Here is a 25424-nt window from a genome sequence, read left to right on the forward strand (position 1 = left end):
TCACCACGGACTCGTAGACTCGCTGCGTGGACACGACCCTTCAGGACCCGCTGGTCGGGCAGACGCTCGACGGCCGCTACCGCGTCGAGGCGCGGATCGCCGTCGGCGGGATGGCCACGGTCTACCGGGCCCTGGACACCCGCCTCGACCGCATCCTCGCGCTCAAGGTGATGCACCCCTCGCTGGCCTCCGACGCCAGTTTCGTGGAGCGCTTCATCCGCGAGGCCAAGTCCGTCGCCCGGCTGGCCCATCCCAACGTCGTCCAGGTCTTCGACCAGGGCACCGACGGGGGGTACGTCTACCTGGCGATGGAGTACATCCCGGGCTGCACCCTGCGGGACGTGCTGCGGGAGCGCGGGGCGCTGCAGGCGCGGGCCGCGCTGGACATCCTGGAGCCGGTGCTGGCCGCGCTGGGCGCCGCCCACCGCGCGGGGTTCGTGCACCGCGACATGAAGCCGGAGAACGTGCTGATCGGGGACGACGGCCGGGTCAAGGTCGCCGACTTCGGGCTGGTCCGCTCGGTGGACACGGTCACCAACAGCACGGGCACGGTGCTGGGCACCGTGTCGTACCTGGCCCCGGAGCAGATAGAGCACGGCACCGCCGACCCCCGCGTCGACGTGTACGCCTGCGGCATCCTGCTCTACGAGATGCTGACCGGCGAGAAGCCGCACGACGGTGACTCCCCCGCGATCGTCCTCTACAAGCACCTGCACGACGACGTGCCGCCGCCCTCCTCGGTGGTGCCCGGCCTGGCGCCCGCGCTGGACTCGCTGGTCGCGGCGGCGACCGCGCGCGACGCGGGGGCCCGCCCGGCCGACGCGGTGGCGCTGTTCGCCCTGACCCGCGAGGGGCGCGGCCGGCTCACCGACGAGCAGCTCGACGCGCTGCCCCCGCAGGCGCTGTCCGCGGAGCACGACAACGCCGACGACCGCACCAGCGTCATCCCGCGCTCGCTCACCGTGCCGCGTCCCCTCCCCGTGAACGAGGACGACGACGCGGACCAGGTGCACCGCACCAGCCGCTTCCGGTCCCCTCCCCCGCTGCCGCCCCGGCGGCGCACGGCCGTGCGCCGCGGCCCCGCCGCGATCGTCGTGGCGGTACTGCTGGTGCTCGGCCTGGGCGCGGGCATCTGGTACATCAACTCCGGCCAGTTCACCAAGGTCCCGCCGGTGCTGTCGAAGACGGAGCAGCAGGCCCGGGACCGCCTCGCCGAGGCGGGGCTCGAGGTCGGCGAGGTCAAGGAGGAGTACAGCGACACCGTCGAGCGGGGCAAGGTGATCGGCACCGACCCGGCGGCCGGCGCCCGCGTCCGCGGCAGCGCCTCGGTGTCCCTGACCGTGTCCAAGGGCCCGCAGACGGTCCGCGTGCCCGACCTGGACGGCTACCGGCTGGACAAGGCGCGCTCGCTGCTGGAGGACGAGGGCCTGAAGCCGGGCATGGTGACCCGCGAGTTCAGCGACACCGTGCCCAGGGACGCGGTGATCTCCACCGAGCCGGGCAAGGGCACCAAGGTCCGCGCGGGCACGGCGGTGAAGCTGACCGTGAGCAAGGGCAGCCCGGTGGACGTGCCCGACGTCACCGGCGACGACCCGGAGGACGCGCGCGCCGAGCTGGAGGAGGCCGGGCTCAAGGTGGAGATCGCCGAGGAGCGGGTCCACTCCGAGCACGACGCCGGCAAGGTGGCCCGGCAGACCCCGGGCGCCGGCGGTGAGGTCGCGGAGGGCGACACCGTCACCCTCACCCTGTCCAAGGGCCCGGAGATGGTCGAGGTGCCGGACGTCGTCGGCGACAGCGTGGACGAGGCCCGCGAGAAGCTGGAGGGCGCCGGGTTCGGCGTGAAGGAGGACCGCGGGCTGCTGGGCCTGTTCGGCGACACCGTCAAGGACCAGTCGGTGGACGGCGGCGAGACGGCGCCCAAGGGCTCCACGATCACCCTCAAGATCAGGTGACGGAGGGGGGCCGTCCGGGGGACACACGCGTCCGTGACACCCTTGACGGGTGAAGAGTCACCCGTCCGGCCCCGTCCGCAACCCGATCGGCAGCCACGTCCCCGTGGCCGGCGGTCTGCACTCCGTCGGCCTGTCCTACGCCCGTGACCTGGGCGCGGAGACCGTGCAGGTCTTCGTCGCCAACCCGCGCGGCTGGGCCACCCCGGTGGGCAACCCCCTCCAGGACGAGGCCTTCCGCGCGGCCTGCGCCGAGGCCTCCGTCCCGGCGTACGTGCACGCCCCGTACCTGATCAACTTCGGCTCACACACCGAGGCGACCGTGGAGCGGTCCGTGGAGTCCCTGCGGCACTCGCTGCGCCGCGGCCGGGAGATCGGCGCGCTGGGCGTGGTGGTGCACACCGGCAGCGCGACCGGCGGCCGTGACCGCGCGGTGGCGCTGAAGCAGGTACGGGAGCACATGCTGCCGCTGCTGGACGAGCTGACCCGGGACGACGACCCGTACCTGCTGCTGGAGCCGACCGCCGGCCAGGGCGCCTCGCTGTGCTCCCTGGTCGAGGACCTGGGCCCGTACGTCGAGCAGCTGGACGCCCATCCGAAGCTCGGCGTCTGCCTGGACACCTGCCATGTCTTCGCCGCCGGGCACGACCTGGCGGGACCCGGCGGCGCGCACCGCGCCCTGGACGAGCTGGCCGCGACCGTCGGCACGGGACGGCTGAAGCTGATCCACGCCAACGACTCCAAGGACGTCGTCGGCGCCCACAAGGACCGGCACGCCAACATCGGCGCGGGACACATCGGCGAGGACCCGTTCCGGGACCTGATGACGCACCCGGAGACCGCGGGCGTACCCCTGATCATCGAGACGCCCGGCGGCAAGGAGGGACACGCGGCGGACGTGGAACGGCTGAAGAAGCTCCGCGACGGCTGACGGCCCCGCGTCCTACAGCTCGGGGCCCTCCCCGGGCTCCTCCTGGTAGGAGTAGCGCTGCTCCTTCCAGGGGTCGCCGACGTTGTGGTAGCCGCGCTCCTCCCAGAAGCCCCGGCGGTCGGCGGTCATGTACTCCACGCCGCGGACCCATTTCGGGCCCTTCCACGCGTACAGGTGCGGCACGATCAGGCGCAGCGGGAAGCCGTGCTCGGCGGTGAGCAGCTCACCGTCCTTGTGGGTGGCGAACAGTGTGCGCTCGGACGTGAAGTCCTCGAGCCGCAGGTTGGAGCTGAAGCCGTACTCCGCCCACACCATCACATGGGTGACGTCCTGGGCGGGCGGGGCGATCTCCACCACTGTGCGCGCCGGGATCCCGCCCCACTCCGCGCCGACCATGCTGAACTTGGTCACGCAGTGCAGATCGGCCTCGACCGTCGTGTACGGCAGCGCCGTGAACTCCTCGTGGGTCCAGCCGTGCTTCTCGCCGTCGGCGGTGGCGCCGAAGACCCGGAACTCCCAGCGCTCCGGGCGGAACTTGGGGACCGGCCCGTAGTGGGTGACCGGCCAGCCCTTCTGAAGCCGCTGTCCCGGCGGGAGCTGGAGATCCGCCGCTCCTCGTGTCGCGCGCTCCTCCGATTCGCGTTCCGCCGGCTGACCCATGTCTCCATCCTGACAGACCGGTGGCCATGCTCCTGAACCGGGCCCCGCACAATCGGCCATTCAGGGCCAGAACGGACCAAGCGTGGGATTACTTACTAAGTCAAGACTTACTGGAAGATCTTCCGCGCCGATGCAATCATGCGCCCCGACCCGCACATTCCCCCCACGCGGAAGGAGCCCGTGCCATGCAGGGCGATCCCGAGGTCATCGAGTTCCTCAACGAGCAGCTGACCGCCGAGCTCACGGCGATCAACCAGTACTTCCTGCACTCCAAGCTCCAGGACCACAAGGGCTGGTACAAGCTCGCCAAGTACACCCGCGACGAGTCCTTCGACGAGATGCGTCACGCGGAGCTGCTCACCGACCGGATCCTGCTGCTGGACGGCCTGCCGAACTACCAGCGGCTGTTCCACGTCCGCGTAGGGCAGACCGTCACCGAGATGTTCCAGGCCGACCGCGAGATCGAACTCGAGGCGATCGACCGGCTCCGCCGCGGCGTCGAGGTCATGCGCAACAAGAACGACATCACCTCGGCCAACATCTTCGAGGCCATCCTGGCCGACGAGGAGCACCACATCGACTACCTGGACACCCAGCTGGAGCTGATCGACAAACTGGGCGAGGCGCTCTACCTGTCGACGGTGATCGAGCAGACCCAGCCGGACCCCTCGGGCCCCGGGACGCACGGGTTCAAGACGCCCTGACGGCGCCGGGGAACCCGCGAGGCGCGCCTAGGCGGCTTCCGGGACCTCCGTCGCGACCTCGGCCACGAGCGGCTGCCCGCCCTGGTCGATGACCTGCCGCCGGGGACAGGCGCCGCGGCCGAGCAGCGCCTGGATGCGCCGGACGCAGCCGCCGCAGTCCGTGCCGGCCTTGCAGGCGGAGGCGATCTGCCGGGGCGTGCAGGCACCGGCTTCCGCGTGGCTCTTCACCTGTTCCTCGGTCACGCCGAAGCAGCTGCAGACGAACACGCGGGTCACCTCCCGACGAAGATCTGGGTCGTGCCGTACCGACCCTCCGTCGGTGAGGCAAACCTAACCTTACCTGCGCCCTTCGCGGGCACGAAAGGGGGGTGGGGCGCCGTCCCGTGTGAGACACGCCCCACCCCCGACTTCGATCAGCCGGTCACTGGTCGCGGTACATCTCCGCAACCAGGAACGCCAGGTCGAGCGACTGGCTGCGGTTCAGCCGCGGGTCGCACGCCGTCTCGTAACGCTGGTGCAGGTCGTCGACGAAGATCTCGTCGCCGCCGCCCACGCACTCGGTGACGTCGTCGCCCGTGAGCTCCACATGGATGCCGCCCGGGTGGGTGCCCAGCTCCTTGTGGACCTCGAAGAAGCCCTTCACCTCGTCGAGCACGTCGTCGAAGCGGCGGGTCTTGTGCCCGGAGGCGGCCTCGAAGGTGTTGCCGTGCATCGGGTCCGTCACCCACGCCACGGTCGCGCCGGACGCGGTCACCTTCTCCACCAGCTCCGGGAGCTTGTCGCGGATCTTGTCCGCGCCCATCCGGACGATGAACGTCAGCCGGCCGGGCTCCCGCTCCGGGTCGAGGCGGTCGATGTACTGCAGCGCCTCCTCGGCCGTCGTGGTCGGGCCGAGCTTGATGCCGATCGGGTTGCGGATCCGCGAGGCGAACTCGATGTGCGCGTGGTCCAGCTGCCGGGTGCGCTCACCGATCCACACCATGTGCGCGGAGACGTCGTAGAGCTGACCCGTGCGGGAGTCCACGCGGGTGAGCGCCGACTCGTAGTCGAGCAGCAGCGCCTCGTGCGACGAGAAGAACTCGACGGTCTTGAACTCCTCCGGCTCCGCGCCGCAGGCCCGCATGAAGTTCAGCGCCTGGTCGATCTCCCGCGCTAGCTGCTCGTAGCGCTGGCCGGACGGCGACGACTTCACGAAGTCCTGGTTCCAGGCGTGCACCTGGCGCAGGTCGGCGTAACCGCCGGTGGTGAAGGCGCGCACCAGGTTGAGCGTGGAGGCGGACGCGTTGTACATCCGCTTCAGCCGCTCCGGGTCCGGGATCCGGGCCTCCTCGGTGAACTCGAAGCCGTTGACCGAGTCGCCCCGGTACGTCGGCAGCGTCACACCGTCACGGGTCTCGGTCGGCTTGGAGCGCGGCTTGGAGTACTGCCCGGCGATCCGCCCGACCTTCACGACCGGCACGGAGGCGGCGTAGGTGAGGACGGCGCCCATCTGGAGCAGCGTCTTGAGCTTCGCCCGGATGTGCTCGGCGGACACCGCGTCGAACGACTCGGCGCAGTCGCCGCCCTGAAGGAGGAACGCCTCGCCTCGGGCGACCGCCGCCATACGGGCTCGCAGCTGGTCGCACTCGCCGGCGAAGACCAGCGGCGGATACGACTCGAGGTCCGCGATCACATCGCGCAGAGCCTCGGCATCGGGGTACTCGGGCTGCTGCGCCGCGGGCAGGTTTCGCCATGTCGCCTGTGCGGCGACGCTCAGAGAATCAGCGTTCACGGTCACGAGCTCCACAGTACGCGGTCACTTCGGGTGCCTTTGGCCTCGCTCATCCAGTGAGACGGCTCCGTCCGGCCTCGCGGACCGGACCGGATCCGCCGTCCCCGCCGGGGGGTGGAGGGAGCGACCTGGGCAACGACGCCGAGGCTCACGCGTCACGGTTGTCATCGTGTAGCGTGCTTTCCATGTTCGCGCACTCGACCCGTACCTGGTGGTGGACCGCTCATCCGGCGGCCCACTGACTGCGCGTACGCAACCGACTTCGCGAAGGCCGCCCGAGGGGCGGCCTTCGGTGGTTTCCGGGGCCGTTCCTCACCGCTCACGACAGCGACGAAACGAGGAACGCCCCATGGACCTGGCACGGCTCCCGCACGACGACCGCCCCTTCGCCCTGCTGCGCCGCCGCACCCCCGGCCACGACCACGACACGGTGGAGCTGCTGATCGGCCCGGTCGCCTCCCGTGACCGTCTGGCCGACCTGCCCGACGAGGGTCTGGCCCTGGTGCCCTTCCGGCAGATCCGCGAGCGCGGCTTCGACGTCCGCGACGACGGCACCCCGCTGCTGGTGCTGACGCCCGAGGAGCGTCACGAGATCCCGCTCGACGAGGCGCTGGCGGCGCTCCCCGCGCACGACGTGCGGGTCGAGGGCGGCGGCTTCGACGTCGGCGACGAGGAGTACGCGCGGATCGTCGGCCGGGTGCTCGACGAGGAGATCGGACGCGGCGAGGGCGCCAACTTCGTGATCCGCAGAACGTACGAGGGTGAGATCCCCGGGTTCGGACGGGCCGACGCCCTCGCGCTGTTCCGGCGGCTGCTGGAGGGCGAGCGGGGCGCGTACTGGACGTTCGTCGTCCACACCGGGGAGCGCACTCTCGTGGGTGCGAGCCCGGAGGTGCATGTGCGCGCGTCCGGCGGGACCGTCGTGATGAACCCGATCAGCGGGACGTACCGCTACCCCGCCGAGGGCCCCACCCCCGAGCACCTGCTCCGCTTCCTCGCCGACGGCAAGGAGATCGAGGAGCTGTCGATGGTCGTCGACGAGGAGCTCAAGATGATGTGCACCGTCGGCGACCGGGGCGGCGTGGTGATCGGCCCCCGGCTGAAGGAGATGGCGCACCTCGCGCACACCGAGTACGAATTGCGCGGCCGGTCCTCGCTGGACGTGCGCGAGGTGCTGCGGGAGACGATGTTCGCGGCGACCGTCACCGGCTCGCCGGTGCAGAACGCATGCCGGGTGATCGAGCGGCACGAGGCCGGCGGACGCGGCTACTACGCGGGCGCGCTGGCCCTGATCGGCCGGGACGAGGGCGGCGCCCAGACGCTGGACTCCCCCATCCTGATCCGCACCGCCGACATCGACGCGGCCGGGCGGCTGCGGGTGCCGGTCGGCGCCACGCTGGTACGCGGCTCGGACCCGGCCGGCGAGGTCGCCGAGACCCACGCCAAGGCGGCCGGGGTGCTGGCCGCGCTGGGCGTGCGCGCCCGGGGCGGCCGCGTGCGGAGGCGGTGCGGCCGAGGCTGGCGGAGGACCCGCGGGTGCGGGCCGCGCTGGACGGGCGCCGGGCCTCGCTCGCGCCGTTCTGGCTGCGGATGCAGGAGCGGTCGGACGCGCTCACCGGGCACGCCCTGGTGGTGGACGCGGAGGACACCTTCACCGCGATGCTCGCCCATGTGCTGCGGGCGGCCGGCCTGGAGGTCACCGTGCGCCGTTACGACGAGCCCGGACTGCGGCAGGCGGCGCTCGCGCACGAGGGCCCGCTGGTGCTGGGCCCCGGGCCCGGCGACCCCTCGGACACGGCCGACCCCAAGATGCGGTTCCTGCGCGGGCTGACCGCCGAGGTGATCGCCGGCAACCGGCACGGCGTGCTCGGCGTCTGCCTCGGCCATGAGCTGATCGCGGCCGAGCTGGGCCTGGACATCGTCCGCAAGGAGGTGCCGTACCAGGGGGCGCAGACGGAGATCGACCTGTTCGGGCGGCCGGAGACGGTCGGCTTCTACAACAGCTTCGTGGCGACGTGCGACGAGGAGGCCGCGCGGGAACTGGCCGCCCACGGCGTCGAGGTGAGCCGCGCGGCGAACGGCGAGGTGCACGCGGTGCGGGGTCCCGGTTTCGCGGGCGTGCAGTTCCACCCCGAGTCGGTGCTGAGCCTGAACGGCGCGGCCGTGGTGCGGGAGCTGATGGGTCAGCTGCGCGGCACCAGCACGTTCCCGGAGCGGCGGCCGGCGAGGTAGTCGAGGACGTTCTCCAGGGTCGTCGCGACGATCTGGCCGACCGCGTCCACGGTGTAGTACGCCTGGTGGGACGTGACCAGGACGTTGGGGAAGGTGACGAGGCGGGCCAGGGTGTCGTCGTCGACGGCCTCCAGGGACTTGTCGAGGAAGAACAGGCCCGCCTCCGCCTCGTACACGTCCAGGCCGACGCCGGTGAAGCGGCCGGCGCGCAGCTCGTCGACGAGGGCGGCGGTGTCGACCAGGCCTCCCCGGCTGGAGTTGACGAGGATCGCGTCGTCCCGCATGGACTTCAGCGCGGTCGCGTCGATGAGGTGCCGGGTCTCCGGCAGCAGCGGCACGTGCAGGCTGACCAGGTCGGACTCGGCGAGCAGCCGCTCCTTCGGTACGTACGTCATGCCCAGCTCCCGGCAGGCCGGGTTCTCGTGGACGTCCCAGCCGAGCAGCCGCATGCCGAAGCCGTGGGCGATGCGGGCGAACGCCTCGCCGATCTTCCCGGTGCCGAGCACGCCGGCGGTGCGGCCGTGCAGGTCGCGGCCCATCAGCCCGTTCAGGCGGAAGTCGAAGTCGCGGGTGCGGGTGGAGGCGCGGACGATACGGCGGTTGACCGCCATGGCGAGGGTCCAGGCGAACTCGGCGACGGAGTACGGGGAGTAGGAGGAGACGCGGGCGACGGTGATGCCGAGGCGTTCGGCGACGTCGAGGTCGACGTTGTTGAAGCCGGTGGAGCGCTGGGCGACCATCCGGGTGCCGCCGGCGGCGAGGTTCGCCAGGACGTCGGGGCCGAGATCGCAGTTGACGCTGGTGGAGATGATCTCGTGGCCGGCGGCGATGGGGGCGGTGTCGTTGGTGAGGAAGACGTCGAGGGGGTGGACGGGGTGGTGGCCGGCGAAGGCGCGGGTGATGAGGGGCTTTTCGTCTGCTTGGACGCCGAAGGCGAGGATCTCCACGGGGCCCCTCCGGGGGTTTGGGATGGTTTGCTTCCCTGCTCCGTGAGGATACGGGGCCGTGGGTGAGGGTGCCTTGGGCCGATCGGGTCCGTGCGCGGTGTCGGTGCGGGGCGGGGGTGTTGCGCAGCCCGGCGCTCGCGGGGTGCCGCCGCGCCCACCCTCCCCCATTCGCCCCAGCGGCACGACTGCCCGCGGCCGGGGCGGCGGAAGCGCCCCTCAGGGGCGCGGGGAACTGCGCGACCAGCCCCCGACGGGCCGCACCCGGCGGACGACAACGCGAGGCACCCCGTCAGCCGCAGGTACGACGCTGAAGCCAAGGCTCTCCGAGAGGGGCCGCCTGCGCCCACCCTCCCCCACTCTCGGCTTCGCTCGAGCGGGAGGTACCCCCATCGCCCCAAGCGGCACGACTGCCCGCAGTCGGCGGCACCCCGCGGCCAGGCGTCAGCCGAAGAAGACCCCCACCTCCTCGTAGAGGGACGGCGGCACCGTCTTCAGCTGGGCCGTCGCGTCCGCTATCGGGACGCGGACGATGTTCGTGCCCTGGAGGGCGACCATCTTGCCGAAGTCCCCGTCGCGGACGCAGTCGATCGCGTGGAGGCCGAAGCGGGTGGCGAGCCACCGGTCGTACGCGCTGGGGGTGCCGCCGCGCTGGACGTGGCCGAGGACCGTGGTCCTGGCCTCCTTCCCCGTCCGTTTCTCGATCTGCTTGGCGAGCCATTCGCCGACCCCGGACAGCCGGACGTGTCCGAAGGCGTCCAGGGACTGGTCCTTGAGCACCATGTCGCCGTCACGCGGCACGGCCCCCTCCGCGACGACCACGATCGGCGCGTACGAGGCGCGGAACCGTGAGGTCACCCACGCGCACACCTGGTCGACGTCGAAGGGGTGCTCGGGGATGAGGATGACGTTGGCGCCGCCGGCGAGGCCCGAGTGGAGGGCGATCCAGCCGGAGTGGCGGCCCATCACCTCGACGACCAGGACGCGCATGTGGGACTCGGCGGTGGTGTGCAGCCGGTCGATGGCCTCGGTGGCGATGCCGACGGCGGTGTCGAAGCCGAAGGTGTAGTCGGTGGCGGACAGGTCGTTGTCGATGGTCTTCGGCACGCCCACGCAGGGGACGCCGTACTCGTCGGCGAGGCGGGTGGCGACGCCGAGGGTGTCCTCGCCGCCGATGGTGACGAGGGCGTCCACGCCGAGCGCGGCGAGGTTGTCCTTGATCCTGCGGATGCCGTCCTGCTCGTTGAGGGGGTTGGTCCGTGAGGAGCCGAGGACGGTGCCGCCGCGGGGCAGGATGCCGCGGACGGCGGGGATGTCGAGGGGGACGGTGACGCCGTCGAGGGGACCGCGCCAGCCGTCCCGGAACCCGGTGAACTCGTAGCCGTACTCCTGTACGCCCTTGCGGACGACGGCCCGGATGACGGCGTTGAGCCCGGGGCAGTCGCCGCCTCCGGTCAGTACTCCGACCCGCATGGAAGTGTCCCTTCGCCATGGCCGACGGAATGCCGTTCGTTCCCACCTGGCACGGTAAGGGTGACCGGGGTCACATCGACATGGCCGGGACGGTAAATACCGGAAAGAGCAGACGTGTTGGAGCGCGCCTACTCGTCGTCCAAGCCGCGTTCGATGGCGTAGCGGACGAGTTCCACGCGGTTGTGCAGCTGGAGTTTGCCGAGGGTGTTCTGGACGTGGTTCTGCACGGTCCGGTGGGAGATGACGAGGCGTTCGGCGATCTGCTTGTAGCTCAGGCCCTTGGCGACCAGGCGCAGCACCTCGGTCTCGCGGTCGGTGAGGCGGGGCGCCTTCTGCTCGTCGCCGCCGGCGGCGGGCGCGGCCGGTTCGGAGGCGAGGCGGCGGTACTCGCCGAGGACCAGTCCGGCGAGGCCCGGGGTGAACACCGGGTCGCCGTCGGCGGTGCGGCGGACGGCGTCGCGCAGTTCCTCGGTGGAGGCGGACTTCAGCAGGTAGCCGGTGGCGCCGGACTTCACGGCCTCGAGGACGTCGGCGTGCTCGCCGCTGGCGGAGAGCACCAGCACGCGGACGGAGGGGTGGGCGGCGACGACCTCCTTGCACACCTGCACACCGGGCTTGCCGGGCAGGTTGAGGTCGAGGACGAGGACGTCGGGTGCGGCGGCCTTGGCGCGGCGTACCGCCTGGTCGCCGTCGCCGGCCGTGGCGACGACCTCGAAGCCGGACTCGGAGAGGTCGCGGGCGACGGCGTCCCGCCACATCGGGTGGTCGTCGACCACCATCACCCTGATCGGTGCCGTCCCGGTCATCGCTGTTCCGCCTTCCCCCGTGGGTCGTTCGTCTGCTGCTGGTGCTTCGGCACCCGGAGTTCGACCTCCGTGCCCTGGCCGGGCACCGAGATCACGTCGGCGCTGCCGCCGAGGTCGCGCAGCCGGCCCCGGATGGACTGGGCGACACCGAGCCGCCCCTCCCCCTCGGCCTGGGCGAGGCGTCCCTCCGGGATGCCGGGGCCGTCGTCGCGGACGGTGACGATCACCTCGTCCGGTTCGTCCTCGACCAGGATCCAGGCGCGGGCCTGCTCCCCGGCGTGTCGGCGGACGTTGTCGAGGGCGGCGCCGACGGCGGCGGCCACCTCGCGCGCGGCCTCGGGGGCGAGCGTCACGGGCGCGCCGGGTTCGGCGAGGCTGACCCGGGACCCGGCGTGCGGGGCGAGCAGGGATCGCAGGTCCACCGGCCCGTCATGGTCCGGCTCGGCCTCCTCCACGCTGCGTACGACGGCGCCCTGGGCGGCGTCCTCGGAGGCGCGGGAGACGGGGACGAGTCCGCCGGAGACGAGGGTGCGCAGCGCCACCTCCTGCTCACCGGCCATCCGGCCCAGCTCGGCCGCCTCGCCGCCGATGACGGCGCCGCGCCGCTGCACCATCGCCAGGACCTGGAGGACGCTGTCGTGGATGTCCCGGGCGAGGCGCTCCCGTTCCCGGGTGGCGGCCTCGATCTCCAGGGCGCGGGCGAGGGTGCGCTCGGAGGCGCGGGCGACCTCGACGACGTAGCCGATGGCGATGGAGGCGACCCAGACGAGGACGACGTTGTGCACGGTGTCGCGGGCGGGGGTGCCGCGCTCGACCAGGTTGGCGACGGCGACGAGGGTGGAGGCGAGGGCCGCCCAGCGCCAGCCGCCCTTGATGGCGAAGGCGAGCACGGAGCCGGCGGTCCATATGGACGGCAGGGTGGGCCCGCCGTCGTGGACGCGCTGGGCGGCGTCGGCGAGCGGGGTGATGAGGATGCCGGTGAGCGCGACGGTGAGGTCGGCGGCGAGGAACGGCTTGGTGCAGGCGGCGGCGCTCGCGACCTTGGGGAGGGTGGCGAGGGTCCACACGCCGAGCACGGCGAAGTAGGCGACGGCGAGCCAGGGGCGGGCGAAGCCGTCGTGGGCGGCGGCGAACAGGCCGATGGCGTAGATCATGGTCAGGACGCGGTAGCCGGTGAGCGCGCGCCACAGCGGCTGCTCGACCGACATGCGCATGACTCTGTCGCGCTGGGCCATGTTCCCCCCACTCCCCCTGGTGCGTGCCCGGGCCCCGCTACCGCTCGGACGGCCCCCCGGCCTGTTCCCGGTCCGTCTGTTCCAGGGACGCCCTGAGCTTCTCCGCCTGTTCCTTGTCGGCCCGGGCGACGGCGGCCCTGGCGGCCTTCTCCGCTTCCCTCTCGGCCTTCTCGGCTTCCTTCTCGGCCTTGGCCGCCTCGGCGAGCTGCCGCTTCATGGCGGTGGCGTACATGTCGACGTACTCCTGGCCGGACAGCTTCATGATCTCGTACATGACCTCGTCCGTCACCGCGCGGAGCACGAAGCGGTCGTGCTCCATGCCCTGGTAGCGGGTGAAGTCGAGGGGCCTCCCGATCCGGATGCCCGGGCGCATCAGCTTGGGCATGACCTGGCCCGGGGGCTGGATCTTCTCCGTGTCGATCATGGCGACCGGGATGACGGGCGCCCCGGTGGCGAGCGCCACGCGCGCCAGGCCGCCCGGCTTGCCGCGGTAGAGGCGGCCGTCGGGCGAGCGGGTGCCCTCGGGGTAGATCCCGAACAGCTCACCGCGCTCCAGCACCTCTATGCCGCTCTTGATCGCCGCCTCGCCGGCGCCGCGCGCCCCGGAACGGTCCACGGGGAGCTGGCCGACGCCCTTGAAGAAGGCCGCCGTCATCCTGCCCTTGACGCCCGGGGTGGTGAAGTACTCCGCCTTCGCGATGAACGTGACCTTGCGGTCGAGCACCGCGGGGAGGAAGAAGGAGTCCGAGAACGACAGGTGATTGCTGGCCAGAATGGCGGGGCCCTCGGCGGGGATGTTCTCCAGGCCCTCCACCCAGGGCCTGAAGGCGAGCTTCAGCGGCCCTCCGATGGCGACCTTCATCGTGCCGTACAACAACCGAGTGCCTCCTGTGCGTGTTGTTCAGACCATATCCCGGAGCGCCGCCGAAGGCCCCGACGGCCCTGGTCGGTGTCAGTGCGGTCGCGTACGGTGAAGGTCCTGCAATCCCTGTGCCGGTCCCGCGCCGGCCGAGACGACGTGCCGGACCGTCCACGAATGGCGGAAAAGTCCCAGGAAGTCCCAGGAAACAGGAGGCCGAAGGTGCCGCTGCTGCCCGGAGCCGAGCCGTTCCGCCACGAGGGCGGGGAGACCGCCGTCCTCCTCTGCCACGGCTTCACCGGTTCGCCGCAGTCCATGCGCCCGTGGGCGGAGCATCTCGCCGGGCGCGGGCTGACGGTGTCGCTGCCGCTGCTGCCCGGGCACGGTACCCGCTGGGAGGACCTGGGGGTGACCGGCTGGCAGGACTGGTACGCGGAGGTGGACCGCGAGCTGCGGCTGCTGCGGGACCGCTCCGCGCGGGTGTTCGTGGCCGGGCTGTCGATGGGCGGCGCGCTGGCGCTGCGGCTGGCGGCGCGGCACGGGGACGCGGTGAGCGGGGTGATGGTGGTCAACCCGGCGAACAGGGTGCACGGGGTGGCGGCGCACGCGCTGCCGGTGCTGCGTCATCTCGTCCCGGCGACGAAGGGCATCGCGAGCGACATCGCCAAGCCGGTGGTCCGGGAGCTGGGGTACGACCGGGTGCCGCTGCACGCGGCGCACTCCCTGCGGAACTTCTTCCGGCTGGTCGACCGTGAGCTGCCGCAGGTCACGCAGCCGCTGCTGCTGATGCGCAGCCCGCAGGACCATGTGGTGCCGCCGGCGGACTCGGCGCGGATCCTGTCCCGGGTGTCGTCGGCGGACGTCACGGAGGTCCTGCTGGAACAGAGCTACCACGTGGCGACGTTGGACCACGACGCGGAGCTGATCTTCCGGGAGAGCACCGCGTTCATCGGCCGGCTCGCACCCGGCGCCGTCAGGGAGCCCGGTCTCGGCAAGGAAGGGACGACCGCAGGTGGCTGAGCACGACTCGGACCGTGAGGGCCGCGAGCCGGAGGAGAGGGGCGTCCCCTTCGACGAGGCCGCCGCGTGGGAGGCGATCGTCGCCGGGTACGGCGAGGAGCCGCCGGACCCGCCGGGCGCCAAGCCGTTCAAGTCGGTGGAGGACCTGGCGTTGCTGGAGTCCGAGACCAACGACCCGGGCGACGACGACGGGGTGGACGGCGCGGGGACCAAGGCGCCGCCGCGAAAGGCGGAGGAGGAGCCGCCGGCCAGGCCGCTGGGCGGCTCGGTGGCGTTCGCGCCGGGGGTCGGCCCGCGGGACTACAGCGTGGCGGAGCCGGCGGAGGAGGACCTCGACGAGAGCGACGAGGGGCACTTCGTGCCGCCGGAGCCGCCGCCGCTGCCGGAGGCGGACGTGACCTCCAAGTTCGCCTGGCTGGGGGTGCTGGGCGCCCCGGTGCTGCTTCTGCTGGCGATACTGCTGGGCTGGGAGATGACGTGGTGGCTGACCACCGCGTGCATCGGAGGCTTCCTGGGCGGTGCGGTCACCCTGGTGATGCGGATGCGCACGGACGACGAGGACGACGGGGACCCGGGCCGGGGCGCGGTGGTCTGACCGCGCTCACACAGCCGCCGGGACCTTGAGGACGACGGGGACCCGGGCCGGGGCGCGGTGGTCTGACCGCGCTCACACGGCCGCCGGGACCTTGAGGGCGGCGAGGACGGGCAGGTGGTCGGTGGCCGCCCGCAGATCCGCCTCGGTGACGCCGGGCTGGTCGTACGGCACGCCGCAGCCCAGTACCTCGACGCCCTTGGTGACGAACAGGGCGTCGATGCGTTTGGGCGGTTCGGTGTGCGTCCAGGTGTGCTCGCCGCCCCAGGGCGCGGCGGTGCGGCAGTCGGTCAGGGTGCCGGCCAGCCGCCGGAAGGTGCGCCCGGCGGGCTCGTCGTTGAGGTCGCCGCCCGCGACGGCGTGGTCCACGCCCATCCCGGCCAGCCGGTCGAGGAGCATCCCGCCCTGCTCGTACCGCTCGTCCTTGTCCAGCGACAGATGGCAGCTGAGCACGCCGAGCCGGGCGCGGCCGAACCGTACGACGGCGGTGGCGAAGCCGCGCCGGTGCCGGCCGGGGGTGAGCGGCAGCAGTACGTCCTCGGTGCGTTCGACACTCGCGCGCAGGGAGCACAGCAGGGCGGGTCCGGCGGCGGTGGCGCCGCCGGAGAGGAGCACCAGTCCGGAGTCGGAGGCGAGCCGGGCGAGTTTCTTGCGCCAGCGGAAGAACCGCGGCGCCTCCTGGAGCAGCACCAGGTCGGGCGCGCAGGCGCCGATCACCCGGGCGAGGGCGGCGGTGTCGTCCTTCATCGAGCGGATGTTGTAGCTGAGCACCCGGACGACGGCCGAGCCGTCGGCGTCGGTGCGGGACCCTGGCAGCAGTTCCGTCGTCGCCATGCCGATCAAGATACGCCGCGGGGACGCCCGGGGAACGGCGACGCCCGCCGTTCCCCTCGGGGGTCGGGCGGGCGCCGGCCGGGTGCCGATGGGCCGTCACATGACGGGGTCGGGCTCGCGGGCGAGGTCGGCGGCGCCGACCAGGCCGGCCTTGTTGCCGAGCTGGGCGCCGAGGACGTCGGCGACGGGGCGCCAGTTCCCCCCGACCAGCCAGCGGCGGTACGACTTGCGGATCGGGCCGAGGACCAGTTCGCCCTCGTCGGAGAGGCCGCCGCCGACGATGAACGCGGACGGGTCGAACAGGGAGGCCAGGTCGGCGAGGCCCGCGCCGACCCAGCGGGCCAGCTCGCGGTAGGAGTCGACGGCCACCCGGTCGCCCTGGCGGGCGGCCATGGAGACGTGCTTGCCCTCGATGCCCTCGGGGGTGCCGTCGCCCAGGGAGAGCAGCGTCTGGGCCTGCTCGGGAGTGGCGTTGGCGCGCTGCTTGGCGTAGCGGACGAGGGCGCGGCCGGAGGCATACTGCTCCCAGCAGCCCTGCGAGCCGCAGCCGCACAGCAGTCCGTCGGGCACCATGCGGATGTGGCCGAACTCGGCGGCCACGCCGAAGTGGCCGCGGCGCAGCTTGTTGCCGATGATCACACCGCCGCCGAGGCCGGTGCCGAGCGTGATGCAGATGACGTTGCGGTGGCCCTTGCCCGCGCCGAACTTGTACTCGCCCCAGGCCGCCGCGTTGGCGTCGTTCTCCACGACGACCGGGAGGCCCACGCGGGCCTCGACCTTCTCCTTGAGCGGCTCGTTGCGCCAGTGGATGTTGGGGGCGAAGTAGACCTCGGAACGCTGGCGGTTGACGTAACCGGCCGCGCCGATGCCCACGCCGACGATGTCGTGTCCGACGCGCGCTCCGTCCACCGCGGAGGCGATGGCGTCCACGATCTCCTCGGGCGTGCCCGGGGTCGGCACCTTGTGGGTCGAGAGGATGGTGCCTTCCTCGTCGACCACGCCGGCCGCGATCTTCGTGCCGCCGATGTCGACGCCGATGGTGAGTCCCATGAATCCCTCAGTTTCGGTCGAGCCCCGCTACGCCAACGGTACCCGAGGCGACGGGCGCGCCGTCCCTGTGTCCGCAGGCCGGGCGGCCGGGAGCTCCGAGGGGTTCCGGGGGCGCTCAGTCCAGGTCGATGCGCTCGCCGGTGCCGGGGTCGTCTCCGGGGTCGCGGCGCTCCGAGGGGTCGCGCGGCGGGGTGTCGCGCGCCGTCCAGCGGCGCTCCTGGTCCTGCACGGCGGAGCGGTAGGCGGCGAGGAGTTCGCTGCCGGCGGCGGCGAGGTGGTCGAAGACGTCCGGGTTGCGTTCGATGACGGGTTCGACGGCGGCCTTCGCCTGCTGCACGACCTGGCGGACGACCTGCTGGGCGGCGGGTCCCGCCACCGCGCCGAGCAGCGGCGTCTGGAGGCCGGAGAGTTTGTCGGCGACCGCGTCGACGAGTTTCCTGAACTCCTCGGCGGCGGAGCCGGGGGGTGTGCCGTGGCGTGCGCGGCGGCGGGCCCGCTCGGCCTCGAGGTCCTCGGCGGCGGCGGTGGCCCAGGCGTCGGCGTGGACCTCGGAGGGCGCTTCGGCGGGCGCCTCGGCGCGGTCGTCCCGGGCGTCGCCGGCCGGGACGTCGTCCGTCCGGGCGTCGTCGGCCCGCTTGCCGAAGGTCTCGTCCCCGGCCTCGTGCCCGGTGTCGTCGGGCGGGGGGAGCTGTTCGCTCATGACGGACTCCTTGACTGCGGGTGGCCTTCTCGACGGTACCCGAACGGCCGTCGCGGCTTCACCGGCTGCGCGGCCAGAGCTCCGGATCGGGCCGGAAGCGGACGCGCAGTTCGCCCTCGCGCAGGGCGGCGCCGTCGACGGTGCAGCGGCGCAGCGCGGAGGGCAGCGGGACGACGCGGCGGAACGGCCCGGCGGTGACGGTCAGTTCGTCGCCGCGCCGGACGAGGTCGAGGGTGTCGCGGCGGGCGCCGGGCAGGGGGAGGTGCCAGACCAGGACGCCGTCCTCGGCGATCCGGTCGGCGACCGGCCAGCGGACCGGACCGGCGGGCGCGGGGGCGGCGGGCGCCGCGAGGGCGGCCAGGTCGTCGGCGCCGCGGGGGTCGCGGCCGAGGTGGGCGACGGGGTGCACGGTGTGCTCCTCGCGCCATGCGTCGAGCGTCTTGCGCTGCTGGGCGACGGGTCCGGCGAGCCAGCCGGCCGCCTCGCCCTCCGGCAGGACGCGGTTGGCGACGACCGCGTCCAGGCGCAGCCCGCGCAGGGCGACGCCGAGGGCGGCGGTGCGCAGGGCCTCGGCGCCTGCGGGTCCCGGTTCGGCGACGAGGCGTACGGCGGTGCCGCGGTCGGCGAGGAGGGCCTCGACGGCGGCGAGCTGGAGGTCGAGGCGGGCTGCCGTCTCGTAGATCCAGTCCGCGGGCATCGGGACGCCCGCGAGCCGTCCGAGCACCGGGCGCAGGGCGCGGGCGGCCTGCCGTTCGGGCGGCAGCAGCCGGCGCAGGACGCGGCGGAGTTCCTCGGGCAGGGCGAGGAGGGCGAGCGCGCGGGGGGTGGCGGGCAGGTCGACGACGAGGAGGTCGCAGGCGTCCTCGGAGGCGGCGGCGTCCCGCAGGGCGCGCAGCACGGCGAGTTCCTCTGCGCCGGGGAGGGATCCGGTCTCCTCGGGCTCCAGGCGGGAGGCGCCGAGCAGGTCGAGCGCACCGCCCGCGCGCTCCTGCAGCGCGGCGAGGTCGGCCCGGAACCCCGCGTCGGGGTCGAGTCGCCGCACGGTGAGCAGCCCGGGCACGTCCGCGTCCCCGAGCACCGGTCCCAGGGTGTCCCCCGCATCGGTCCCCAGCAGCAGCGTGCGGGCGCCCTCGCGGGCGGCGGCGAACGCGGTGGCGGCCGCGACGGTGGTGCGGCCGCTGCCGCCGGGGCCGGTGATCAGGAGGGTGCGCATGAGGCCGAACGCTACCGGGACCTACCGTGGCGGGGCTCCGCCCCGGACCCCGCTCCTCGGACGCCGGAGGGCTGATTCCACACCCCGCCGCTGGTGTCCTACTTCGCGCCGGACTCCACGCGCTTCTTCAGGCCCGCCAGGGCGCGGTCGATGATGACCTTCTCCGCCTTGCGCTTGATCATGCCGAGCATCGGGATCTTGACGTCGACGGTGAGGCGGTAGGTGACCTCGGTGGTGTCCGCGCCGGCGGGGGTGAGGACGTAGGAGCCGTCGAGGGAGCGGAGCATCTGGGACTTCACCAGGGTCCAGGAGACCTCGTGCGGGCCGCTCCAGGTGTACGCCAGGGTCTGGTCGTCCTTGATCGCGCCGGCGTCCATGACCAGACGGACCTGCTCCGCGCGGCCCTCCGCGTCGGTCTTGAGGACCTCCGCCTCCTTCACCTCTCCCGTCCACTCGGGATAGCGGGCGAAGTCGGAGATCACTCCCATCACGTCGGCCGGTGCCGCCTCGATGGTGATGCTCGAGCTGGTGTGTTCCGCCATCGCCGTGGCTCCTCCAGATGCGGGCCGGTAGGTCGTCCTCGCCGTGCGCGGGCCGGACGGCCCACGCGCGTGCAGCGGAAGGCTACCGCGCACCGCCCGTACCGAGATCACCCGACCTGGGCGCAGGCGTCCGGAGAGCGTCTCAGAACTCCAGCGCCCAGGGCCGGCCGGTGGACGCGAAGTGCCCCACGTTGACGCATTCGGTGGAGCCGATCCGCATCCGCCGTACCAGCGGCTGGTGGACGTGTCCGAACAGCGAGTAGCGGGGCCGGGTCCGCCGGATCGCCTCCAGCAGCGCCGTGCTGCCCCGCTCGAAGCGGCGGGCGACGGTGTCGTAGACCAGCTCCGGGACCTCCGGCGGGATGTGCGTGCACAGCACGTCGACCTCGCCGACGGCCTCGATCTTCGCCGCGTACTCCTCGTCGTCGATCTCGTACGGCGTGCGCATCGGGGTGCGCAGGCCGCCGCCGACGAAGCCGAAGGTCCAGCCGCCGATCTCCACCCGCTGCCCGTCGAGCACGGTGGTGCCGGGCCCGGCGTACTCCCGCCACAGGGGCGGCACGTCGACGTTGCCGTAGGTGGCGTACGTCGGAGTGGGGAAGGCGGAGAACAGCTCCGCGTACTGTTTCCGCACCGCCGTCTCGATGGCCGTCGCGCGGTCGACGCCGATGCCGGCCCACAGCCCGCGCTGGAAGTCGCGCGCCTCCTCGAAGCGGCGGGCGGTGCGCAGCTCCACGATGCGGTGGGCGTTCTCCGTGCCGAACAGGTCGGGGAAGATGCCGCGCGAGTGGTCGGCGTAGTCGAGGAACAGCACCAGGTCACCGAGGCAGACCAGGGCGTCGGCGCCGTCCCTGGCACGCGCGAGGTCCGCCGCGTTGCCGTGAACGTCGCTGACCACGTGGACGCGGGTGCGCGGGCCGCCGCCGGGTGAGGATGCCATGGCGATCAAGCCTAATCGTGTGCGGCATACGTGAACAATGGCGGCCCTACCTGCGGTTACTGGCTCGCCGGTTCAGCTGTGGACTACTGTGCGCAATGAAACACCAACCTGTGTGACGCAGCGAACATCTGGCAGGGACCCCCTGTCGTGACAGCCATACCGGCGGGTAACGTCCGGGCAGTCCAGTCGTGCTCGGGATTTCAACCAGTGAATTCGCGAGCACCCGCCCGAGCCTTGGACCGCACCGTCGCATCGCACAACGTCGTGGCGCCGGCGCCCTAAGAGGAGCAGCAGTCTTGCGCGAGTTCAGCCTTCCGGCCCTTTACGAGGTCCCCGCGGACGGCAATCTGACCGACATCGTCCGTAGAAACGCCGCGCAGCATCCTGACGTCGCCGTCATGGCCCGCAAGGTCGGCGGGACGTGGCAGGACGTGACGGCCGCCACCTTCCTCGCGGAGGTGCGGGCCGCGGCCAAGGGCCTGATCGCGGCGGGTGTGCAGCCCGGCGACCGGGTCGGCCTGATGTCCCGTACCCGCTACGAGTGGACGCTGCTCGACTTCGCGATCTGGAGCGCCGGCGCGATCACCGTGCCGGTGTACGAGACCAGTTCGGCGGAGCAGGTGGCGTGGATCCTCGGCGACTCGGGCGCCACCGCCTGCCTGGTGGAGCTCGACGCCCACACGGCGACCGTGGAGTCCGTGCGCGACCGGCTGCCCGCGCTGAAGAACATGTGGCAGATCGAGGGCGGCGGCCTGGAGGAGCTGGGCCGTCTCGGTGCGGACGTCGCCGACGACACGGTCGAGGAGCGCTCCTCGGTCGCCAAGGCCGACGACCCGGCCACCATCGTCTACACCTCCGGCACCACCGGCCGCCCCAAGGGCTGCGTGCTCACCCACCGCAGCTTCTTCGCGGAGTGCGGCAACATCGTGGAGCGGCTGCGTCCGCTGTTCCGCACCGGCGAGTGCTCGGTGCTGCTGTTCCTGCCGCTCGCCCATGTCTTCGGCCGGCTGGTGCAGATCGCGCCGATGATGGCGCCGATCAAGCTGGGCTGCGTCCCCGACATCAAGAACCTCACCGACGAACTGGCCGCGTTCCGGCCGACGTTGATCCTCGGTGTGCCGCGCGTCTTCGAGAAGGTCTACAACTCGGCGCGCGCCAAGGCGCAGGCGGACGGCAAGGGCAAGATCTTCGACAAGGCCGCGGACGCCGCGATCGCCTGGAGCCAGGCGCTGGACTCCCCGTCGGGCCCGTCGTTCGGCCTCAAGGTCAAGCACAAGGTCTTCGACAAGCTGGTCTACAGCAAGCTGCGCGCGGTGCTGGGCGGACGCGGCGAGTACGCCATCTCCGGCGGCGCCCCGCTCGGTGAGCGCCTCGGCCACTTCTTCCGCGGCATCGGCTTCAGCGTGCTGGAGGGCTACGGCCTGACCGAGTCCTGCGCGGCCACCGCCTTCAACCCGTGGGACCGCCAGAAGATCGGCACGGTCGGCCAGCCGCTGCCGGGCTCGGTGGTGCGTATAGCGGACGACGGCGAGGTGCTGCTGCACGGCGAGCACCTGTTCAAGGAGTACTGGAACAACCCGGGCGCGACCGCCGAGGCGCTGGCCGACGGCTGGTTCCACACCGGGGACATCGGCACCCTGGACGAGGACGGCTATCTGCGGATCACCGGCCGGAAGAAGGAGATCCTGGTGACGGCCGGCGGCAAGAACGTCGCCCCGGCGGTCATCGAGGACCGCATCCGGGCGCACGCGCTGGTCGCGGAGTGCATGGTGGTCGGCGACGGACGGCCGTTCGTGGGCGCGCTCATCACCCTCGACGAGGAGTTCCTGGACCGCTGGTGCGCGGAGCACGGCAAGCCGGAGGGGTCGACGGCGGTGTCGCTGTGCGACGACCCGGATCTGCTGGCGGCGATCCAGGAGGCGGTGGACGACGGCAACGCGGCGGTGTCCAAGGCGGAGTCGGTGCGGAAGTTCCGGGTGCTGCCGGCGCAGTTCACGGAGGAGTCGGGGCATTTGACGCCTTCGCTGAAGCTGAAGCGGAATGTCGTGGCGAAGGATTACGCGCACGAGATCGAGGCGATCTACGCGAAGTAGCGCCAACTGGGGTGCCTGTGCTCGCCATTGGCGGGTGCGGGTGCGTGGGGGTTGGTCGCGCAGTTCCCCGCGCCCCTGTAACGCGAGAGCCGCCCTTCGAGGGCGGCTCTCGCGTTACAGGAGTGTTTTCAGCTTGTCGGCGAGGAGGTCCCAGCGCCACTTCTCCTCGACCCACTCCCGGCCGCGGCGGCCCATGCGGTCGCGGAGTTCGGGGTCTGCGAGGAGGGTCGTGATGCGGTCGGCCGTCTCGGTGGGGGACGTGCCGGGGACCACCCAGCCTGTTTCGCCGTCGAGGACCGCGTCGGGGGCGCCTCCGGAGTCGCCGGCGACGACCGGGAGGCCTGTCGCGGAGGCTTCCAGGTAGACGATGCCGAGGCCCTCCACGTCCAGGCCGCCGCGGCGGGTCCGGCAGGGCATCGCGAAGACGTCGCCCGCGCCGTAGTGGGCGGGCAGCTCGGACCAGGGGACGGAGCCCGTGAAGCGGACGGAGGCGGCGACGCCGGTGTCGGCGGCGAGGCGGCGCAGGTCCTTCTCGTAGGGGCCGCCGCCGACGATCAGCAAGGCGGCGTCCGGCTCGGCGGCGAGGATCGCGGGCATCGCCCGGATCAGCGTGTCCTGGCCCTTGCGCGGCACGAGACGCGAGACGCACACGACCACCGGGCGGTCCGTCAGCCCGAGCCGGGCGCGCACCTCGTCGCCGCCGGAGCCGGGGTGGAAGGTCTTCTCGTCGACCCCGGGCGGCAGCTGCACCATGCGCGCGGCGGCCTCCGGGGTGAGGGCGCGGGCGATCCGGGAGCGGGTGTACTCGCCCAGGTAGGTGATCGTGTCCGTGGACTCCCCGATGCGGCGCAGCAGCTGCCGTGCGGCGGGCAGCTGGGCCCAGCCGGCCTCGTGGCCGTGGGTGGCGGCCACGATCCGCTCGGCGCCCGCCCGGCGCAGCGCCGGGGCCATCAGGCCGAGCGGCGCCGCCGCCCCGAACCACACCGACGTGCAGCCGTGCTCGCGCAGCAGCCCCACGGCCCGCCGGGTGGCGGCCGGGGTGGGCAGCAGCATCGTCGTACGGTCACGGACGACGGTGAAGGGCTGCTCGGCGTCGAAGGCCGCGGTGGCCTCGACGCCCTCCCGGGTGCGCTTCCAGGTGGAGGCGTAGACGACCACGCGCTCCGGGTCCAGGCGCAGCGCCATGTTGTGCAGGAAGGCCTGGATGCCGCCGGGACGGGGCGGGAAGTCGTTGGTGACGATCAGGGTCTTGTGCATCGCCGCCGACCCTACCGAACGGTTGTCGCGCGTCCGCCACGGCGCTGCTCGGTGGCATGTGCACCGGCTTCCGGGACATCATGGCCCCTCATCGACCGCACACCGGACGGGCAGGAATCACGTGGAACCGACGGCCGCACGGGGGTCTCTGGCCGGACTGCTGGGGATCTGGGGCGTGACGCGCGCGGCACTGCTGCTGTGTGTGCTGAAGGTGGTGGTCTTCCCGGGCCCGGACGTCACCAGCGACGTGTCGGTGATCTACCGGGGCTGGTACGACGTCCTGGTCACCGGAACGTTTCCGCAGGAGGACGTGACCTGGCAGTACCCGCCCGCCGCGGCCCTGGCGGTCCTCTCCCCCGCCGTGCTGCCCTTCCTGGAGTACGCCACGGCCTTCTTCGTACTGGCGCTGGCGGCCGACGCGGCGACGCTGGCGCTGCTGCTGCGCGGGGCGCGCGGCGGGGGCCGCTCCCGGCGCGGGGCGTGGCTGTGGGTGGCGGGCGTGCCGCTGCTCGGTCCGACGGTGTACGCCCGCTACGACGTGATGGTGACGGCGGTCGCGGTGGCCGCGCTGCTGGCGGCCGGCCGGCATCCACGGGTGGCGGGCGCGCTGATGGCGTTCGGGGCGCTGCTGAAGGTGTGGCCGGCGCTGCTGCTGCTCGCGGTGCGCAGGCGGGCCGTGTGGGTGTCGGCGGCGGTGACGGGCGTGGTGGTGGCCGGGCTGTTCGCGGTGTCGATGCCGGGCGCGTTCGCGTTCCTGGGTTTCCAGCGGGACCGGGGCACGGAGGTGGAGTCGCTGGGGTCGCTGGTGTTCCATGTGGCCCGGCACCACGGCTGGGACGGCGAGGTGCTGCTGAACTACGGCTCGGTGGAGTTCCTCGGTCCGTACGTGAGCTGGGTGTCGACGGGGGCGTTGTTCCTGACCGGGGCCGCGCTGGCATGGCTGGTGCTGTGGCGGCTGCTGGCGACCCGGTTCGCCCCGCACACGGCGGCGGACGCGGCGTTCACGGCGGTCCTGCTGTTCACGGTCACCAGCAGGGTGATCAGTCCGCAGTACATGGTGTGGCTGGTGGGGACGGCGGCGGTGTGCCTGTGCTTCCGGGAGAGCCGCATGGGGCGTCCGGCGGTCCTGGTGCTGGTGGCGTGCCCGGTGACGATGCTGGAGTTCCCCCTGTGGTTCGCCCACGTGGTGGCGAGCGACGCCCTGGGCGTCACGTTGCTGGCGCTCCGCAACGGCCTCCTGGTGGTGGCGTCGCTCATGGCAGCCCGCACCTTGTGGCGAGCGACGGTGCCGGCCCGGAGGGAAATCCCCTCAGCGCCGGACCCGTCCCGGGCGGAACGAACGCGAGTGCCTTCGTAACGCCCTGAAGGGGCGCGGGGAACTGCGCGACAGCCACGGAGGCCCCGCACCCGGCGTTGAACGGGCGCCGCTGCGCCCACCCTCCGCCACTCACGGCTTCGCTCGAGCGCGAGGTACCCCCACCGCCCTGGGGGCACCTCCCAGACCCTTAAGGCACTGGGAGAGGCACGACTGCCCGCAGCGACGGCGGCAGCCGGCCCGCAGCAGCGGGGGTGCGCTGTCAGCGGCCGCGGCTTCAGGGGCGCGGGGAACTGCGCGACCA

Annotated in this window: 23 protein-coding genes and 1 pseudogene; 9 read left to right on the plus strand and 15 right to left on the minus strand. The window is 72.6% G+C overall.

Going from position 1 to position 25424, the window contains the following annotated elements; all coding sequences use genetic code 11:
* Positions 1 to 26 precede the first annotated feature (26 nt).
* Positions 27 to 1952 (plus strand): Stk1 family PASTA domain-containing Ser/Thr kinase, encoded by a 1926-nt coding sequence (gene pknB, locus AY578_RS08615; RefSeq protein WP_019521975.1) that lies wholly within the window; start codon positions 27 to 29, stop codon positions 1950 to 1952.
* 49 nt (positions 1953 to 2001) lie between these two features.
* Positions 2002 to 2880, plus strand: coding sequence for a deoxyribonuclease IV (locus AY578_RS08620; protein WP_210634360.1), 879 nt, complete (start codon positions 2002 to 2004; stop codon positions 2878 to 2880).
* A 12-nt stretch (positions 2881 to 2892) separates the two neighbouring features.
* Here the strand turns inward: AY578_RS08620 and AY578_RS08625 are convergent, their stop codons facing one another.
* Complete coding sequence (locus AY578_RS08625) at positions 2893 to 3540, minus strand: sulfite oxidase-like oxidoreductase (protein ID WP_258902226.1); 648 nt, start codon at positions 3538 to 3540, stop codon at positions 2893 to 2895.
* A gap of 185 nt (positions 3541 to 3725) precedes the next feature.
* On the opposite strand from AY578_RS08625, the gene bfr reads away from it, so the two are divergent.
* Positions 3726 to 4244 (plus strand): bacterioferritin, encoded by a 519-nt coding sequence (bfr, locus tag AY578_RS08630; protein ID WP_019521978.1) that lies wholly within the window; start codon positions 3726 to 3728, stop codon positions 4242 to 4244.
* Positions 4245 to 4271: 27 nt separating this feature from the next.
* On the opposite strand, the gene AY578_RS08635 is transcribed toward bfr, so the two are convergent.
* Both AY578_RS08635 and AY578_RS08640 read right to left on the minus strand, forming a co-directional pair.
* Positions 4272 to 4511, minus strand: coding sequence for a (2Fe-2S)-binding protein (locus tag AY578_RS08635; protein ID WP_019521979.1), 240 nt, complete (start codon positions 4509 to 4511; stop codon positions 4272 to 4274).
* A gap of 154 nt (positions 4512 to 4665) precedes the next feature.
* Complete coding sequence (locus AY578_RS08640) at positions 4666 to 6021, minus strand: class II 3-deoxy-7-phosphoheptulonate synthase (RefSeq protein WP_026243387.1); 1356 nt, start codon at positions 6019 to 6021, stop codon at positions 4666 to 4668.
* 179 nt (positions 6022 to 6200) lie between these two features.
* Between AY578_RS08640 and AY578_RS34030 the strand changes: the two genes are divergently transcribed.
* On the plus strand, positions 6201 to 6257 hold the full coding sequence (locus AY578_RS34030; protein ID WP_078493144.1) for a trp operon leader peptide: 57 nt from the start codon (positions 6201 to 6203) through the stop codon (positions 6255 to 6257).
* Positions 6258 to 6364: 107 nt separating this feature from the next.
* Positions 6365 to 8247: pseudogene (locus AY578_RS08645) on the plus strand (phenazine-specific anthranilate synthase component I).
* On the opposite strand, the gene AY578_RS08650 reads toward AY578_RS08645, so the two are convergent.
* The 5 genes from AY578_RS08650 to AY578_RS08670 all read right to left on the minus strand — a co-directional run bounded on the left by AY578_RS08650 (position 8199) and on the right by AY578_RS08670 (position 13567).
* Positions 8199 to 9194 carry a 2-hydroxyacid dehydrogenase gene (locus tag AY578_RS08650; protein ID WP_019521982.1) on the minus strand — a complete coding sequence of 332 codons (996 nt, stop codon included), beginning with the start codon at positions 9192 to 9194 and terminating at the stop codon, positions 8199 to 8201. The pseudogene AY578_RS08645 and the gene AY578_RS08650 sit on opposite strands and share 49 nt — an antisense overlap.
* A 441-nt stretch (positions 9195 to 9635) precedes the next feature.
* Positions 9636 to 10664 carry a 6-phosphofructokinase gene (locus tag AY578_RS08655; protein WP_137206993.1) on the minus strand — a complete coding sequence of 343 codons (1029 nt, stop codon included), beginning with the start codon at positions 10662 to 10664 and terminating at the stop codon, positions 9636 to 9638.
* 128 nt (positions 10665 to 10792) lie between these two features.
* Entirely contained in the window at positions 10793 to 11470 is a 678-nt protein-coding gene (locus AY578_RS08660; protein ID WP_019521984.1) for a response regulator, read from the minus strand.
* Positions 11467 to 12705: a MacS family sensor histidine kinase gene (gene macS / locus AY578_RS08665; RefSeq protein ID WP_161107013.1), complete on the minus strand. Its 1239-nt coding sequence runs from the start codon at positions 12703 to 12705 to the stop codon at positions 11467 to 11469. Before macS ends, AY578_RS08660 begins: the two co-directional genes overlap by 4 nt.
* A 37-nt stretch (positions 12706 to 12742) precedes the next feature.
* Positions 12743 to 13567 (minus strand): lysophospholipid acyltransferase family protein, encoded by an 825-nt coding sequence (locus AY578_RS08670; protein WP_026243388.1) that lies wholly within the window; start codon positions 13565 to 13567, stop codon positions 12743 to 12745.
* A 219-nt stretch (positions 13568 to 13786) separates the two neighbouring features.
* Here AY578_RS08670 and AY578_RS08675 point away from each other — a divergent pair, with 219 nt between their 5' ends.
* Positions 13787 to 14584, plus strand: coding sequence for an alpha/beta hydrolase (locus tag AY578_RS08675; RefSeq protein ID WP_019521987.1), 798 nt, complete (start codon positions 13787 to 13789; stop codon positions 14582 to 14584).
* Positions 14577 to 15179, plus strand: a complete 603-nt coding sequence (locus tag AY578_RS08680) for a hypothetical protein (protein WP_019521988.1) — start codon at positions 14577 to 14579, stop codon at positions 15177 to 15179. Before AY578_RS08675 ends, AY578_RS08680 begins: the two co-directional genes overlap by 8 nt.
* A gap of 72 nt (positions 15180 to 15251) precedes the next feature.
* Here AY578_RS08680 and AY578_RS08685 read toward each other — a convergent pair whose 3' ends face one another.
* From AY578_RS08685 to AY578_RS08710, 6 genes are all read right to left on the minus strand, one after another.
* Positions 15252 to 16010: an endonuclease/exonuclease/phosphatase family protein gene (locus AY578_RS08685; protein WP_136237783.1), complete on the minus strand. Its 759-nt coding sequence runs from the start codon at positions 16008 to 16010 to the stop codon at positions 15252 to 15254.
* 96 nt (positions 16011 to 16106) lie between these two features.
* Positions 16107 to 17060 carry an ROK family glucokinase gene (locus tag AY578_RS08690; RefSeq protein WP_019521990.1) on the minus strand — a complete coding sequence of 318 codons (954 nt, stop codon included), beginning with the start codon at positions 17058 to 17060 and terminating at the stop codon, positions 16107 to 16109.
* A 115-nt stretch (positions 17061 to 17175) separates the two neighbouring features.
* Positions 17176 to 17760 (minus strand): DUF5304 domain-containing protein, encoded by a 585-nt coding sequence (locus AY578_RS08695; protein ID WP_028960791.1) that lies wholly within the window; start codon positions 17758 to 17760, stop codon positions 17176 to 17178.
* Positions 17761 to 17818: 58 nt separating this feature from the next.
* On the minus strand, positions 17819 to 18973 hold the full coding sequence (locus AY578_RS08700) for an ArsA family ATPase (RefSeq protein WP_258902228.1): 1155 nt from the start codon (positions 18971 to 18973) through the stop codon (positions 17819 to 17821).
* 98 nt (positions 18974 to 19071) lie between these two features.
* Entirely contained in the window at positions 19072 to 19515 is a 444-nt protein-coding gene (locus AY578_RS08705; protein ID WP_019521993.1) for an SRPBCC family protein, read from the minus strand.
* 142 nt (positions 19516 to 19657) lie between these two features.
* Positions 19658 to 20455 carry a metallophosphoesterase family protein gene (locus AY578_RS08710; RefSeq protein WP_026243389.1) on the minus strand — a complete coding sequence of 266 codons (798 nt, stop codon included), beginning with the start codon at positions 20453 to 20455 and terminating at the stop codon, positions 19658 to 19660.
* A 296-nt stretch (positions 20456 to 20751) separates the two neighbouring features.
* On the opposite strand from AY578_RS08710, the gene AY578_RS08715 reads away from it, so the two are divergent.
* Positions 20752 to 22548, plus strand: coding sequence for an AMP-dependent synthetase/ligase (locus tag AY578_RS08715; protein WP_258902229.1), 1797 nt, complete (start codon positions 20752 to 20754; stop codon positions 22546 to 22548).
* A gap of 114 nt (positions 22549 to 22662) precedes the next feature.
* On the opposite strand, the gene AY578_RS08720 is transcribed toward AY578_RS08715, so the two are convergent.
* Complete coding sequence (locus AY578_RS08720) at positions 22663 to 23805, minus strand: glycosyltransferase family 4 protein (RefSeq protein WP_258902230.1); 1143 nt, start codon at positions 23803 to 23805, stop codon at positions 22663 to 22665.
* Positions 23806 to 23926: 121 nt separating this feature from the next.
* Between AY578_RS08720 and AY578_RS08725 the strand changes: the two genes are divergently transcribed.
* Positions 23927 to 25162, plus strand: a complete 1236-nt coding sequence (locus AY578_RS08725) for a glycosyltransferase 87 family protein (RefSeq protein ID WP_258902231.1) — start codon at positions 23927 to 23929, stop codon at positions 25160 to 25162.
* The last annotated feature ends 262 nt before the right edge of the window (positions 25163 to 25424 follow it).

It is taken from the genome of Streptomyces thermocarboxydus, assembly GCF_024760485.1.
GTDB lineage: Bacteria > Actinomycetota > Actinomycetes > Streptomycetales > Streptomycetaceae > Streptomyces > Streptomyces cellulosae.